Annotated in this window: 13 protein-coding genes; 7 read left to right on the top strand and 6 right to left on the bottom strand. The window is 70.5% G+C overall.

The window, feature by feature from the left end:
• Positions 1-5: 5 nt before the first annotated feature.
• The 6 genes from ACH41F_RS06630 to ACH41F_RS06605 form a co-directional block, all read right to left on the bottom strand.
• Complete coding sequence (locus ACH41F_RS06630; RefSeq protein ID WP_391232029.1) at positions 6-1,382, bottom strand: AbfB domain-containing protein; 1,377 nt, start codon at positions 1,380-1,382, stop codon at positions 6-8.
• 160 nt (positions 1,383-1,542) lie between these two features.
• Positions 1,543-2,892, bottom strand: coding sequence for a jacalin-like lectin (locus tag ACH41F_RS06625; RefSeq protein WP_398833492.1), 1,350 nt, complete (start codon positions 2,890-2,892; stop codon positions 1,543-1,545).
• Positions 2,893-3,116: 224 nt separating this feature from the next.
• The gene (locus tag ACH41F_RS06620; RefSeq protein ID WP_398833490.1) at positions 3,117-3,860 is read right to left on the bottom strand and encodes a leucine-rich repeat domain-containing protein; all 744 of its coding nucleotides are present in this window, start codon (positions 3,858-3,860) and stop codon (positions 3,117-3,119) included.
• A gap of 61 nt (positions 3,861-3,921) precedes the next feature.
• Positions 3,922-5,625 carry a dolichyl-phosphate-mannose--protein mannosyltransferase gene (locus tag ACH41F_RS06615; protein WP_398833666.1) on the bottom strand — a complete coding sequence of 568 codons (1,704 nt, stop codon included), beginning with the start codon at positions 5,623-5,625 and terminating at the stop codon, positions 3,922-3,924.
• 87 nt (positions 5,626-5,712) lie between these two features.
• Positions 5,713-6,069, bottom strand: coding sequence for a hypothetical protein (locus ACH41F_RS06610; protein ID WP_398833488.1), 357 nt, complete (start codon positions 6,067-6,069; stop codon positions 5,713-5,715).
• 104 nt (positions 6,070-6,173) lie between these two features.
• A complete protein-coding gene (locus ACH41F_RS06605) occupies positions 6,174-6,680 on the bottom strand; it encodes a SigE family RNA polymerase sigma factor (RefSeq protein ID WP_398833486.1) in 507 nt (168 codons plus the stop codon).
• Between the two features lie 600 nt (positions 6,681-7,280).
• On the opposite strand from ACH41F_RS06605, the gene ACH41F_RS06600 reads away from it, so the two are divergent.
• The 7 genes from ACH41F_RS06600 to ACH41F_RS06570 all read left to right on the top strand — a co-directional run bounded on the left by ACH41F_RS06600 (position 7,281) and on the right by ACH41F_RS06570 (position 13,669).
• Positions 7,281-8,393, top strand: a complete 1,113-nt coding sequence (locus ACH41F_RS06600; protein ID WP_391232036.1) for an ATP-binding protein — start codon at positions 7,281-7,283, stop codon at positions 8,391-8,393.
• A gap of 20 nt (positions 8,394-8,413) precedes the next feature.
• Entirely contained in the window at positions 8,414-9,241 is an 828-nt protein-coding gene (locus ACH41F_RS06595) for a roadblock/LC7 domain-containing protein (protein WP_398833664.1), read from the top strand.
• Positions 9,234-9,617 (top strand): DUF742 domain-containing protein, encoded by a 384-nt coding sequence (locus tag ACH41F_RS06590; RefSeq protein WP_391232038.1) that lies wholly within the window; start codon positions 9,234-9,236, stop codon positions 9,615-9,617. Before ACH41F_RS06595 ends, ACH41F_RS06590 begins: the two co-directional genes overlap by 8 nt.
• Positions 9,618-9,620: 3 nt before the next feature.
• Positions 9,621-10,181 carry an ATP/GTP-binding protein gene (locus ACH41F_RS06585; RefSeq protein ID WP_391232040.1) on the top strand — a complete coding sequence of 187 codons (561 nt, stop codon included), beginning with the start codon at positions 9,621-9,623 and terminating at the stop codon, positions 10,179-10,181.
• A 10-nt stretch (positions 10,182-10,191) separates the two neighbouring features.
• A complete protein-coding gene (locus ACH41F_RS06580; protein WP_391232041.1) occupies positions 10,192-11,568 on the top strand; it encodes a cytochrome P450 in 1,377 nt (458 codons plus the stop codon).
• 92 nt (positions 11,569-11,660) lie between these two features.
• Positions 11,661-12,908, top strand: coding sequence for a cytochrome P450 (locus ACH41F_RS06575; protein WP_398833482.1), 1,248 nt, complete (start codon positions 11,661-11,663; stop codon positions 12,906-12,908).
• On the top strand, positions 12,905-13,669 hold the full coding sequence (locus ACH41F_RS06570; RefSeq protein ID WP_391232043.1) for an enoyl-CoA hydratase-related protein: 765 nt from the start codon (positions 12,905-12,907) through the stop codon (positions 13,667-13,669). Before ACH41F_RS06575 ends, ACH41F_RS06570 begins: the two co-directional genes overlap by 4 nt.
• Positions 13,670-13,772 lie beyond the last annotated feature (103 nt).

Raw genomic sequence — 13,772 nt, 5'->3', positions numbered from 1 at the left:
AGCGGTCAGTAGCCGACGCGGAAGGTCGCGTCCTGCTGGGCGGCGGCCGTGGAGATCGGGTCGATGCGCAGCACGTAGTTGGAGTGGCGTATGTACCGGGTGGGGTTGTTGTACGAGCGGAAGGAGGCCCAGCTCGCGTCCGCGAGGCCCGCGGTGCGGTAGAAGGTCGCGTCGCCCGCGAACGCCGACGTGCCGTCGTTCACGTCGAGTTGGAGCGCGTAGTTGTAGTGCCGCAGGTAGCGGGTGGGGTAGTTGACCGACCGGAAGGAGACCCCGGAGCTGTCGGCGAGCCCGGGAACCAGGGTCCACAGGGAGTCCTTGTACGGCTCGATCGGGTACTCGTCGATGCGGCCCGCGTAGTTGGAGTGGCGGACGTAACGCGACGGATAGTTGTACGACTTGAGCCGGTTCCAGGCCGGCGCGCCCCACTTGGCGAGCAGGTTGTTGTACTCGGTGGTGGTGATCGTCGTGATGCCGCAGTGCTTGGAGTTGACCGGCTGGGTGTAGGTCCTCTGGTCCAGGGCGGTCCAGGTGCCGGCGGCGAGGCTGCTCGACTGCCAGGCGTAGAACACCCCGTTGGGGGTGTACGTGTCTCCCCACAGCCACCAGTTGCCGGACGTCAGGGACTTGACCACCGTCGGGGCCTCGGTGCCGCCGTGCGCCACGCCCGCGCTGTACTCGGTGAAGCTGCCCGGGTTGAGGGAGGTGGACCGGGCGCTGACCAGGGTCTGGTTCTTCTTGAAGAAGAGGTAGTTGTAGCCGTTGACACCCACGGCCATGTCGCCGTCGATGACGTCGTAGCCCGGGTCGAAGAAGACCTGCGGGGCGGAGGCGGTCACGAAGTCGCTGGTGTAGTTCACCATGATCACGTTGTGGCCGCTGGAGTTCACCGAGGAGTAGATGACCGCGTACTGGCCCCGGCCGGCGTCCCAGAACGCCTCGGGAGCCCAGCTGTGGGTGGTCATGTCGTGCAGTTTCAGGCGCCGGTAGCCGGTGAAGGTGCGCAGGTCGGCGGAGTCCCAGACGTGGATGTACTGGCTGTTGTAGCTCCAGTCGGTGCCCTTGAGGTCGGTGGCGAGGACGACGAAGGTGCCGTCCTGCTTGCGCATGAGGAAGGGGTCGCGCAGACCGAGGGCGCCGGCGGTGGGGGTGACCAGGGGGTTGTTCTGGTTGAGCGGCGTCCAGTTCAGCCCGTCGGGGCTCACGGCGAGGTGCAGGCCGTAGTCGGTGCCGTCGCCGAGGTTGGTCGACTCGGTGAAGTACACCATCGCGTACGCCGAGTCGGCGGCGTGGGCGGTGCCGGAACCGAGGGTCAGGGCGAGCGGCAGGGCGGCGGTCATGCCGAGCAGGCCACGACGGCTCAGGTGGGGATTCGCGCTCATCTTTGTTCTCCAAGGTGGTGTGCGGGGAGCACCTCAAAGTGCGGGATTTCGAACGAGGTTCGGGAAATCGGTCAGAACGTAGGGCGTGGCTCTGTGCGCGTCAATCACCTGGTGCATCTTTGGTGAAGTCTGTGCACACGGGCCACGCCCCGCGGGTGGCTCAGCGCTGGGTGTACACGAACCCGATCTTGTCGACCTCGTCTCCCGCGCGCCCGTGGAAGCCGGCGATCTGCCAGCCGGCGGGGGCGGTGCGGGTCACGCAGTCGGAGGTGGTGGTGCCACCGGCGAGAGTGCGGCCGAGGCTGGTCGTGAACTTGGCGTAGAAGATCCGCGTGTGGTCGTCCTTCACGCCCTGGCAGAGGTGGGCCGAGGTCAGGTACTCGCCGCTGCCCAGCGTCAGCGAGGACGCCGTGCCCCCGGTGCCGCCGTGCCGGAAGGTGGTGCCGTTCGCGAGGGTCAGGCTCATCTGGTCGACGCGGGAGGCGGCCCGCAGCGTGACGGTGGTGGCGCGGGCGCCGGCCGGGACGCCCGCGATGTCGTTGAAGTAGTCCCCGTGCGGGCCTCCGAACTGGTCGCTCAGCTGGAAGGCGGAGTTGCGTGACCAGGTGAAGCCGACGCTGATCGGGTCGTGGTCGGAGAGCATGAGCCCGGCGTCGGTGAGGAACCGGGAGTGCTCGTTGTTGTACGACGTGGCGTTCAGCGAGACGAGCTTGCTGCCGCGGTAGAGGACCTTGTCGACGATCTCGCAGGTGTTGGGCACGGTGGTGCCCGACTGGTCGCAGACCAGGGCGTCACTGCCCTTCGCGGGCGCGCTGCCGCCGCGCACGAGCTGGACCCACGGGTCGGTCAGCCCGTTGGCCGCGGCGAACTCGGCGATGGTGTCGCCCGAGCGGGTGTAGCGGGTGTTGGTGTCGCCCATCACCACGACCGCGTTTCCGGCGGAGTGGGTGGAGATGAACTGGGTGAGCTGGCTGAGGTTGGCGGCGCGCGCGGCGAGGTCGTCGGCGTTGGTGCCCGCGTTGGTGTGCAGGTTGTAGAAGTCGACGTAGACGCCCTCGGCCAGGCGCTCCCGCATGAACGTGAAGCCCTTCGGGGTCAGGCAGTCGCCCGAGCCGTAGGTGCAGGTGTTCCAGCGGACCCGCTCGAAGTCGCCCTCGTCGTAGGGGATCTTCGACAGGGTGTTGAGGCCGCTGCCGATCCCGGCGCCGCCGCTGGTCGGTGTGCGGTAGGCGTGGTTGGTGTCGGCGGCGTAGAGGGCGGCGTGGTAGTTGAAGTCCTCCTGGACGTTCACGATGTCGTACGGCGCTATGCGCCCGCCGATGGCCGTGGTGGCCGACTCGCGCGGTGTCGGGGCGCTGGAGATGGCCTCGGGCAGGCCGGCCACGTTGTAGCTGAGGACGTTGAAGGCGCCCGAGTCCGCCGCCGAGGGGGCAGCCACCGAGGGGGCGGCCGCGGTGAGACCGCCGACGGTGGCGGCGGCCGCCGCCAGGCAGGCGAGAAGTCTGCGCATGGGGAGTGTCTCCTGAGGGAGGGAAAGCGGTTGTGAGGGGAGCGTGACGGAAGTTACCGCTGGTTACCCCGGTCCTGTCGAGTGTTTGGGCGTTCTTTCACAGGAGTTGTGGGCCGTACATGGACGGTTCGGGCGATCGACGCCAGGGATTCATGGATCACGAGCTGCACGGCCGGCACACCCGGGGGACAGGGGGAGGCCGCCCAGAGGTGCCGGTCTGTCGGTCAGTCCCAGTCGGACGGGGGCTGCTCGACCGTGCCGCCCGTGTGCGGGGAGGCGATGTAGTCCTCGGCACCCTCCGGCAGGGCCGAGACGCACGCCGACGAGCAGGCGTTGACCAGCAGGGGCAGTACGTCGGTGGCCACCCGCAGGGAGAGCCAGACCTGCCGGAGCCCGCCCCGCTCGATCGGGCGGTCGCAGACACTGCACCGGTGGACGGCGGTCACACCCCGGCGGCCGGGGTCCAGATGGCGGGGATCGAGGTCCGTGTCCCCGCGGGGCTGGAGCTGGGGGAAGGGCGGCCTCGTCTTGTAGTTCCCGAACAGCGCGCGTGTGCTCACCGTGCTGCGGGTCAGCTTCCGGCAGCGGGTGATCTCGTAGGGGAACCAGTGCAGCCGGTAGGAGGTGTACGGGGTGAACTCCTCCAGGTTCGTCATGGCGCCGATCTCCGGCGGGACGCGGACGAGGTTGCTGCCGTAGAGGACGAGGTGCCTGACCTCCGTCAGCTTCGCGATGCTCGGCGGCAGGGTGATGACCTGCCGCCGCTCCTCGGCACTGAGTTCCTTCAGCGGACGGAACTCCTCGCGGCCGTCCCGCGCCGCTTCGTCGACGAGTTCCAGGAGGCGTCGCCAGCCCGGAGCGGTGGTGTCCTGCCGTTCCGGGTGGAACCCGACGGCGGTCCTGGTCGGCGGGTGGGACTGGTGGACGCAGGAGCAGGTGTCCCTGTGCGCCGGTGGCTTGTCCGTCATGGGGTGAAGATACGCAGAGAGAGGCGGTGCCCCCCACCGCATACCGCGGCGGCGGCGGCGCTCAGACCCAGGTGTCGAACCACATCCTGGCGCGCCAGTCGGCGTAGGGAATCGTCTGCCCGGTGTAGATCGGGAAGAAGTAGACGAAGTTCCAGGCGATGAGCAGGACCAGCACACCCGCCGCCACCAGCCCGCGGATGCGACGTGCCTCGCCCGCTCCCGGCGGACCCGCCATGGCGCCGGCCATCATCGTCACGGCCAGGCACAGATACGGGACGAAGACGACCGCGTAGAAGGAGAAGACCGTGCGGTCCTGGTACAGGAACCAGGGCAGATAGCCGGCGCCCGTCGCGCACAGGACGGCTCCCGCGCGCCAGTCGCGGCGCAGCGCCCACCGGTGGAGCAGGTACACGAGGGCGCAGCAGGACGCCCACCACAGCAGCGGTGTTCCCAGCGCGACGATCGCTTGCGAGCAGTCGACCGTCGTACGGCAGCCGTCCTGTCCGGGCCCGGGGGACTCGTAGTGGAAGAGCACGGGGCGGCCGAGGACCAGCCAACTCCAGGGATTCGACTCGTAGGTGTGGGGAGTGTGGAGCCCCACGTTGAACTGGTAGACGTCATGCTCGTAGTGCCACAGGCTGCGCAGCGGGGCCGGGATCCAGGACCAGGTGCCGCCGCGGTGGTCCGCCCAGTGGCGGCCGTAGCCGTTGTCGGACCGGAACCAGCCGGTCCAGGTCGCGAGGTACGTCAGGGCGGCGACCGGGACGAGGGAGAGGGTCGACCAGCCGAAGTCCTTGCGCAGCACCGCACGGTAGGGGCGGTACGCACCCGCCACACGGCGCGCGCCGACGTCCCAGAGCAGGGTGAGGACGACGAAGAAGGCGAGGAAGTACAGGCCGTTCCATTTGGTGGAGGCCGCCAGACCCAGGAAGACGCCCGCCGCGAGCCGCCAGGGGCGCAGGCCCGTCCCGGCGTGGTCGCCGGTGTGACCGTCCGGGCGTATGCGCCCGCGCTCATCGGCCGGCAGGGCCGCGGCGAGTCGGGCGCGGGCCTTGTCGCGGTCGACGAGCAGGCATCCGAACGCCGCGAGCACGAAGAACATCACGACGAGGTCGAGCAGCGCGGTGCGGCTCATCACCAGGTGCAGGCCGTCCACCGCCAGCAGCGCTCCGGCCAGGCAGCCCATCGCCGTCGAGCGGAACAGGCGGCGGCCGATGCGGCACAGCATCAGCACCGACAGCGTGCCGAGCAGCGCCGGCATGACGCGCCAGCCGAGCGGCGTGAGGCCGAACACCGTCTCGCCGAGGGCGATCACCCACTTGCCCGTCGGCGGGTGCGCGACGAAGGACCCGCCGTCGGTGAGCGGGATGACCTGCGGGTGGGCCAGGATCTGCGGGTCGGCGATCTTGCGGTCCGGCCAGGTGCCCTCGTATCCGAGCCGCAGCAGGGACCAGGCGTCCTTGGCGTAGTACGTCTCGTCGAACACCACCGTCCGCGGACTGCCCAGGGCCCAGAACCGGGTCAGCCCCGCCAGCAGCGCCACCAGCAGCGGTCCGCCCCAACCCGACCAGCGCGCCAGCCGGGACGCCGTAGCGGAGGAGAGACCGAGCGTGCGCCACGCCCACGTCCCCGGTTCGGGGAACGGTGCGACCAGGCGGTCGCGCACCTCCGTACGCGGGGGCTCGACGTACCCGAAGCGGCGCAACCGCCGCTCCCAGGGGATCGACTGGCGGTACGTCACCTCGCGGGGCTCGTCGACGGACACGGGCGCGTTCTCGTGGATCACGGGTGGGCTTCCTGGGGGCTGGTGGACGAGCGGTGCGTGGGCGCGGACGGTCTGCGGGCGACGGTCTCAGGGGCGGTACGGCACCGGCACCGGCGCGCCCGACGACGTGTAGGTCGGTGCCGGTACTCCCTGGGCGCTGGAGGCGGGGCGGGCCGTGGGCGGGGCCGAGACCGACTCGGCGGAGGTGACGGGGCGGGGCTGGGGTCCGGCGGGGTCGCCCTGGGCGAAGGGTCCCGACAGGACCATGAGGACGACTCCGAGGCCGGTGATGGTCAGGACCGACCCGAGAGCCATCCACGCCGTCCGGGACCGCTGCCGGGCGCGCACACCGGCTTGCAGACGGCGCCGGTGGTTGCCTTCGTAGGGCGTCTCCTGGTGGCTGTCACGCAGCATGCGCGCCAGTTCCTGCTCGAAGTGATCCATGACTCCCTCTCCACTCGACTCGCGGCGCCTGATCGCCTGACCCCGCCCATCCGCCCCGCTCACCCCGTTCGCCCCGCTCGACGGACCACCTCCGCCAACTCGGCCTACTCGACCGGCTCGACCGCGTCGGACATCAGCCGGCGTAGCCGGGCGACGCCGCGGGCGGTGAGGGAGCGCGCGGTTCCCAGCGGGCAGTCCAGCACCTCCGCGACCTGCTGCTCGGGCAGGTCCTGGTAGTAGCGCAGCACCACCGCGGCCCGCTGCCGCGGCGGAAGTGACGCCAGCATGGCTTCCAGCCGGGTCCGTTCGTCCACGGCGGCGATCTCGTCGCCCGCCCCGGGCGGGTCGGGGAGTTCCGCCACGGGGTGCTCGCCCCACCAACGGCGCCGTGCCGAGCGCGCCGCGGCCCGGGCGAGGATCTTGCGCACATACGCCTCGGGTGCCTGTGCGGCCACCTTCGGCCAGGCGAACCACAGCTTGACCAGCGCCTCCTGGAGCAGATCCTCGGCCCGGTGCCGGTCTCCGCCGGTGAGCAGCCGGGACAGGTGGAGCAGCGCCGACCAGCGAGCCGCCACGAACCGGTCGAAGTCCTCGGCCCGCGACCGCCCCATGGTGACGCCCCCCTTCCCCTCGCCGAGCACGCCGGCCCCAGCCGCGAGCCGCTTCACCTTGCCGAGCGCGCCGACCCTTGCCGTGAGACGCCCTCACACCTCTTGGAAAGACGCCGACTCACCCCTGGCTATGCACTCCTGCTGTGTGGTGTGAGTCACATGTGTCCGCCGGGCGGCTGTCGCAGATGTTCCGCTCATTCCGCTTCGTCTCGTCGGGCCCGCGCGTCCGGCCTCCCGCCGGTCCCGTGGCCACGGCGTCCCCGGAAGCCCGCAAGCGGTGCGTTCCGTGATCTGTGGCCCCGTCAACAGGCCTTGTCGCGCTGACATGTTGGAGGCGGCGACAGGTGAGGGGGGATCACTTCCGGTTGGGTTGACGGTGGTAGCATTCCGCGCGTCTGCGGCCTTGATCCACTTCGCTCTGGCGGCGGTCCGGAAGCGGTCCGCTCTTGGCACCGAACAGCCCCTGCGTGACGGGCTGCGGATCCTCGTGAGGCGTACCCGTCGACGCCTGCATGCCATGCGCCGAGAAAGGTTTCCATGACTCAAGACGTGCTTCTTTGGTGCCTGGTTGCGATAGCGGCGATAGCCATAGCCGCAGTCGTGGCACTCGTACTCCGCAACAGGGCCCTGGGGGTCCGGAAGAGGGAGGCCGAGGCCGCGCTGGGGCAGCGGCTGAGTTACGCCGACGCCGAACTCAGCCGCGTCCGGAGCGAATTGGAGAAGATCCGCGCTGACCAGGACGCCGTCATCCGGGAGGCGGAGCAGGCCGCGGAGGAGAGCACCAAGTCGGTGCTCAAGGGTGCCGCCCGCTTCCTGCAGAGCCTCGCGGCCGAGCAGACGGCGCTGCTGGACGAGGTCCAGCGCAAGTACGGCGGGCACAGCGTCCTGACCGACCTGATGGACGTCAACCACGCCAACGCGCAGATGGCGCGCAAGGCCCAGGGCATCGCGGTCATGTGCGGCGCGCCGCTCGGCCGCCGCAACCAGCCGGCCAGCGTCTACGACGTCGTCCGCAGCGCCCAGAGCCAGATCCGCAACTTCCACCGCGTCGAGATCATGCAGCCGAGCGGTATCGCCCTGAAGGCGTCCGCCGTCGCGCCGGTCGCGCTCGCCGTGGCCGAACTCCTCGACAACGCGGCGAGCTTCTCGCAGGCGGAGGCGCCGATCGAGGTGACGTTCCAGCGGGTGCAGAAGAACCTGTGCATCGTCATCGACGACGCCGGCGTCAGCATGAGCGACGAGGACCGGCAGAAGGCGACCGAGCTGCTGTCCGGCGACGCCGTGCCCCGGCTGTCCCAGTTGGGTGCCCAGCCGAAGTTCGGCTTCCCCGTCATCGGTCTGATCGCCCGTCAGTACGGCTTCAAGGTGGACGTCACCGGCGTTTCCCGGTACGGCGGCGTCCGGGCCGTCGTCCTGCTGCCCGAGGAGCTGTGGACCATGGAGGAGACCCCACCGCCGGCCACCGAGGCGCCGGTGAGCAGCATCCGGCCGGTCGAGGGCCGCGAGCAGGGCGAGGCGCGTACGGTGCACGGTCTGCCGAAGCGCGGCGCCCGCAAGTCGCCCATCGCCAGCGTTCCCTCCGCCGGCCCCGGCGCCGACGGGGAGCCGGCGCCCAGGAGAGCGCGCGGTGGCGGGCTCGGGGCCTTCCAGCGCGGCACGTTGACCGGCCGTGACCTCGATGCCTCGACGCCCGAAGGGTCCGATGACGCATGACGACCACAGACATGTCGTGGATGGTCCAGGACATCGTTGACAACGTTCCCCGGGCGCGGCACGCCGTGGTGCTGTCCGCGGACGGCATCCCGCGCGGGTCCACCGACGGGTTGACCGACTCGGACGTGCGGACCATCTCGGCCGCCATGGCCGGGATGCAGTCGCTCAGCCGGGCCACCGCCCACTTCGCCGGCACCGCTCAGGACCGGCAGTGGAACCAGACGATCATCGAGTTCGCGCACGGCTGGGTGTTCCTGATCGGGGCGGGGCAGGGCGCCTACCTGGCGGCCGCCGCGGAGCCCGACGTCGACATGCAGCAGATCTCCTTCCGTATGCACCGGCTGGTCGCCCGGCTCGGCAACAACCTCACGGCGCCGCCGCGGGTCAACGCCGGTGACGGCACCCGCTCCGGGGACGACGCCGCGGCGCTGCGGGACGGGGAAGGCGGTTCCGGGTTCGCCCTGCCCGAACTGGACGAGGCGATCCGCTCGGTGCGCGGCGCCCGGCACGCCCTGCTGCTGGGGGCCGAGGGGCTGCCGCGGGGGGCGAGCGCGGGCATCGGCAGGGACATGGCGGACACCATCTCCGCGGCCATGACCGGCATCCACGCCTACAGCCGTGCGACGGCGCCGTTCGCGGGCGGGACGCGGGACGACGAGTGGCGGCAGACGGCCATCGAGTTCCAGCACGGATGGATCTTTCTGATCGCGGCCGGTGAGGGTGCCTTCCTGGCGGCCTCCGCCGAACACGACTGCGACATCGAGGAGTTCACCACGCGCCTGAGCGATGTGGTGCCCAAGCTCGTCGCGCGGCAGGTGCCGCAGGGAGGGAGGCTCGGCGATGCATGAGGAGTCGGACGGTGAGCTGGAGCTGACGTCGGCCTTAGTGCCCCTTTTCGTCATCGCCAAGGGGCGTTCGCTGCCTGCGGAGAACGAGTACGAGCACACCACGCTCGTGACCGCCCAGGAGGGCGCCTCGGCCGCGGCGCGCACCCTGTCCCCGGAAGCCCGCGCGGTCATGGACCTGATCGCCGACGGCTTCCTGTCCGTGGCCGAGGTCTCCGGCTACACCCGGCTGCCCCTGGGCATCGTGCGCATCCTGCTGGCGCAGATGGCGGAGGACGGCCTCATCGTCGTGAGGAATCCGGCGCCGCGGGCCGAACGTGTCGACCGCGAACTGCTCATCGCCGTGCTCGACGGCCTGAATTCCCGATTCGGAGCGTAAAGCGTGTATCTGGATCCAGCCGTCTCCCGCTCCGTGAAGATCCTCGTCGTGGGCCACTTCGGAGTGGGGAAGACGACCTGCATCGGCAGTATCTCCGAGATCGAACCGCTCCAGACCGAGGAAGAGATCACCGAGGCCAGCGAGGGCTTCGACGACCTCTCGGGCACCCCGAACAAGACGACCACCACCGTCGCGATGGACTTCGGGCGCCTGACCCTCAGTGACACCCTGGTCCTCTACCTCTTCGGCACGCCGGGACAGGAACGCTTCAAGGAGATGTGGGAGGGCCTGTCCCGGGGCGCCCTGGGCGCGTTGGTGCTGGTCGACCCCGAACGGCTGCACGAGAGCTTCCCCATCCTGGACCTGGTCGAGCAGTTCGGCCTGACCTACGCCATCGGCGTCAACCGTTTCGACGGCACCCCCGACTACCCCCTCGACGAGGTGCGTGAGGCGCTCAACCTCACCGCGGAGACCCCGATCGTCCACTGCGACGTCCGTGACCAGGACTCCTCGGCCCAGGCACTCATCACCCTCGTGAAGCACCTCATGTCCATACTTGGCTAGGAGCCACGGCATGCATCAGCAATCCGACCCCACCGGCATCCCGGCCGGCTGCCCCGCTCACGGCAACGTCCCGCTGTACGGACCCGCGTTCGGCTCCGACCCCGAGGGTCACTACGCCCATCTGCGCTCGCTGGGGCCCAGCGCCCCGGTCGACATCGCGCCGGACGTCGAGGTCGAGCTGGTGACCAGTTACGACGCGAGCCTGTACATCCTGCAGAACCCCGCCCTGTTCGTGCGGGACTCGCGCCGCTGGAACGCGCTGAACGAGGGTCGGGTACCGGCGGACAGCCCGGCCCTGCCGATGATGGGCTACCGTCCCAACGCGCTGTTCAGTGACGGCGCGGCGCACGCGCGGCTGCGGCAGGCGGTCACGGACAGTCTCGCCACCGTCGACCAGGTCCGCCTCGTGCGCCTGACGCAGCAGTCGGCGGACTACCTGATCAGCCGCTTCAGCTCCGAACCCCTCGGCCAGGCCGAGTTGATGGCCGCCTACGCCCAGCCGCTGCCGCTGCTCGTCTTCGGCGACCTGTTCGGCTGCCCGCCCGAGATCGGCGACCGGGTCATCGCCGGGATCAGCGGCATCTTCCAGGGCACCGCCGGCGCCGACGAGATCCTCGGCGGCGCGCTCGCCGAGCTGATCGCCCTCAAGCGCCGCCAGCCCGGTGAGGACCTCACCACCCGTCTGATGGTGCACTCCGCCCGGCTGACCGACGAGGAGGTGCTGCACCAGCTGGTGACCCTGCTCTCCGGCGGCACCGCGCCGCTCGGCGCCGCGATCGGCACCGGCAGCGCGCTGTATCTCAGCGAGGAGTGGCCGAGCGGGCTGCCGATCGAGGACGCGATCGTGCAGACCCTGTGGAACTACGCCCCGATCGCCAACTACGCGGCCCACTACCCCACGCAGGACGTCGAGTTGGGCGGCAGGACGGTGCGCGCGGGCGACCCGGTCCTGATCTCCTTCGCGGCGGCCAACACCGACCCCAAGCTGACCGAGCACCGCGAGCAGCTCAGCTCCAAGGCCCACCTGGCCTTCGGCGCCGGCCCGCACGCGTGCCCGGCCAAGGACCCGGCGTTCATGATCGCGTCCACGGCCGTGGAGTCCCTGCTCAACCGGCTGCCCGACGTCGAACTGCGCGTCCCCTTCAAGGAACTCGCCTGGGTGCCCGCGCCGTGGAGCCGGTCCCTGGTGACCGTCCCGATCCGGTTCAGCCCGCGTACCGTGCCGTCCGCCGCCGCCTCCCGGCCGGCCGCGCCGCGTGCCGCCGACACGGCGCTGCCGTCCGCCGTGACCCCGCACACGGCCTCGACCGCTCGGCCGGCGCAGGACTCCTCGCACCGCAAAGGCGGGCTGTTCAGTCGATTCCGGGCGTGGGTGAGTGGGGAGTGACGCAGGTAACGCTGTGAGAACGCAGTGTTATTGGATGGTTCAAACACCTGACGGGTACGTATGGCGGCTGATTCCAGAAAGGGGCCGCCATCGTGGGCACTACCACGGCTCGGTCGTTCAACCGTCGCGCCACCGTCTCCCTGTTCTCCCGTCTGCGCACCGCTGACGGGCAGTCCGATCCCTTCCCCGTCTACGCACAACTCCGGGAGCGGGGCTCCGTCAGCCCCGCCCCCTGGGGTGGCTTCCTCGTCACCGGATACGCCTCGTGCGACCAGATACTGCGCAGCAGCGCCTGGCTCGAACCAGACACGCGATGGCGAGAACGGCAGGGGGCGCGCACACGGTGGAGCGCCCCCTCCGCGCGTGAGATCAGCCGCACCCTGCCGGCGCTCAACCCTCCGGAGCACACCCGGGTGCGCCGGTCGGCCGGCAACTTCGACCGCAGCACCATCGAACGGATCGGCCTGCGGGCGAGCCAGGTGGTCGACCGGCTCCTGGACACCGTGGAGGAGCATCTCCACGCCGGGGAGGCCGACTTCGCCGCCCTGGTGGGCGAGGAACTTCCCGTGGCCACCATCGGCGACTGGCTCGGACTGCCGAGCGCGGACTGGCCGCGCCTGCGCGAACTGACCCACGACCAGGTGTTCACCCAGGAACTGCTCCCCTCCGCCAGCCAGTTGGCCCGCTCCGACGCCGCCATGGCCGAACTGCGCGCCTACTTCCTGGACTTGGTACGCGAACGACGTGCGCGTCCCGGCGAGGACCCGGTGTCCAGATGGATCAGCACCTGGGACGCCCTGGAGCCGGACCGGGACAAGGCCGACGAGGCGGTCTACTTCCTCGCCCTGTTCGTCCTGCTCGCCGCCCTGGAGACGACCTCCACCCTGCTGTCGACGATGACCCTCCTGCTGGTCGAGGACCCTGACCGCTGGAGTCTGCTCGCCGAACACCTCGACCTGGTGCCCGCGTTCGTGGAGGAGGCGCTGCGCTACGACCCGCCCACCCATGTGATCAGCCGGATCGCGGCCGAGGACTGCCTCCTGGAGGACGTCGAGGTGCGCGCGGACGAGATGGTCCACCTCATGATCGGCGCCGCCCACCGGGACCCCGCCCGGTTCGCCGACCCTGACCGGTTCGATCCCCGCCGCAGACCCACCCACCTGTCCTTCAGCGGAGGCATCCACTACTGCCTCGGGGCGCCCCTGGCCCGGCTGGAGGCCCAGACCCTGCTCCGTCAGACGATCACCCGCCTGCCGCGCCTCACCCTGGTCCGCCGCCCCTCGTGGGCGCCCCGGGTGGCGTTCCGGCGCCTGCTGAACCTGGATGTCGCCCCCGCATGAACCCGACCGCCCCCGCAGTCCCCTCGCACAAGCCGCTCGACATCGCCCAGAGCGGACCGGTTCTCCATGTCGAACTGCCCGACGACATACTGAGCGTGGCCGTCCTGGACGGACTCATCGCCCTCCTCGACGGCCTCCACGACCGGCCCGACGTCCGTGTCATGGTGCTCTCCTCCCCGGGTGAGGACTTCTGCCTGGGCGCCGACCGCCTGGAGTACCAGGAGGCCCTGGCCGCGGACCCGACCGGTGCCACGATGCGCCGCGTCGCGGACAAGGCCCACCGTCTGTGCCAGGCCCTGGAGGACACGCACGTCGTCACCATCGCCCGACTGCACGGCAAGGTCATCGGCGCCGGCCTGGCGCTCGCCGCCTACTGCGACCTCCGTGCCGGTTCGGACACCTGCCGCTTCCGCATGCCGGAGGTCGGCGTGGGTCTCGCCCCCGCCTGGGGCGGAGCCATGGGCCGCCTGATCGCGGAGGCCGGCGCCGCGAGGATCCGCGAACTGATGCTCACGTGCGAGGTCTTCGACGCCACCACCGCGCACCGCCTGGGCCTCCTGCACAAGGTCGTCCCCCTCGACCAGCTGGACGGCACGATCGCCGCCTGGACCAGACCCCTCACCCGCCGTTCCCCCGAGGCACTCCTGCTGACCAAACGCATGCTCACCGGTTACGCGAAGGCCGCCCGCACGGCCGACGTCGCCCTCCTCGACTCCCACCTCCTGACCGCCCAGCTGACCGCCCACCGAAGCCGCGGCTGACAACCCCCCGCCACACGGGCCCGGTTGGCGACCACGTCCCGGCCCACGGCGACCAACACACCGAGGAAGAACCGTCACCCCCTGACCCCCACTCCTCGCACTT

The sequence above is a fragment of the Streptomyces sp. NPDC020489 genome (assembly GCF_044386545.1).
Classification (GTDB): Bacteria; Actinomycetota; Actinomycetes; order Streptomycetales; family Streptomycetaceae; genus Streptomyces.
Note: the sequence above shows the minus strand (reverse complement) of the source record. Positions and strands in the feature narration are given on the sequence as shown.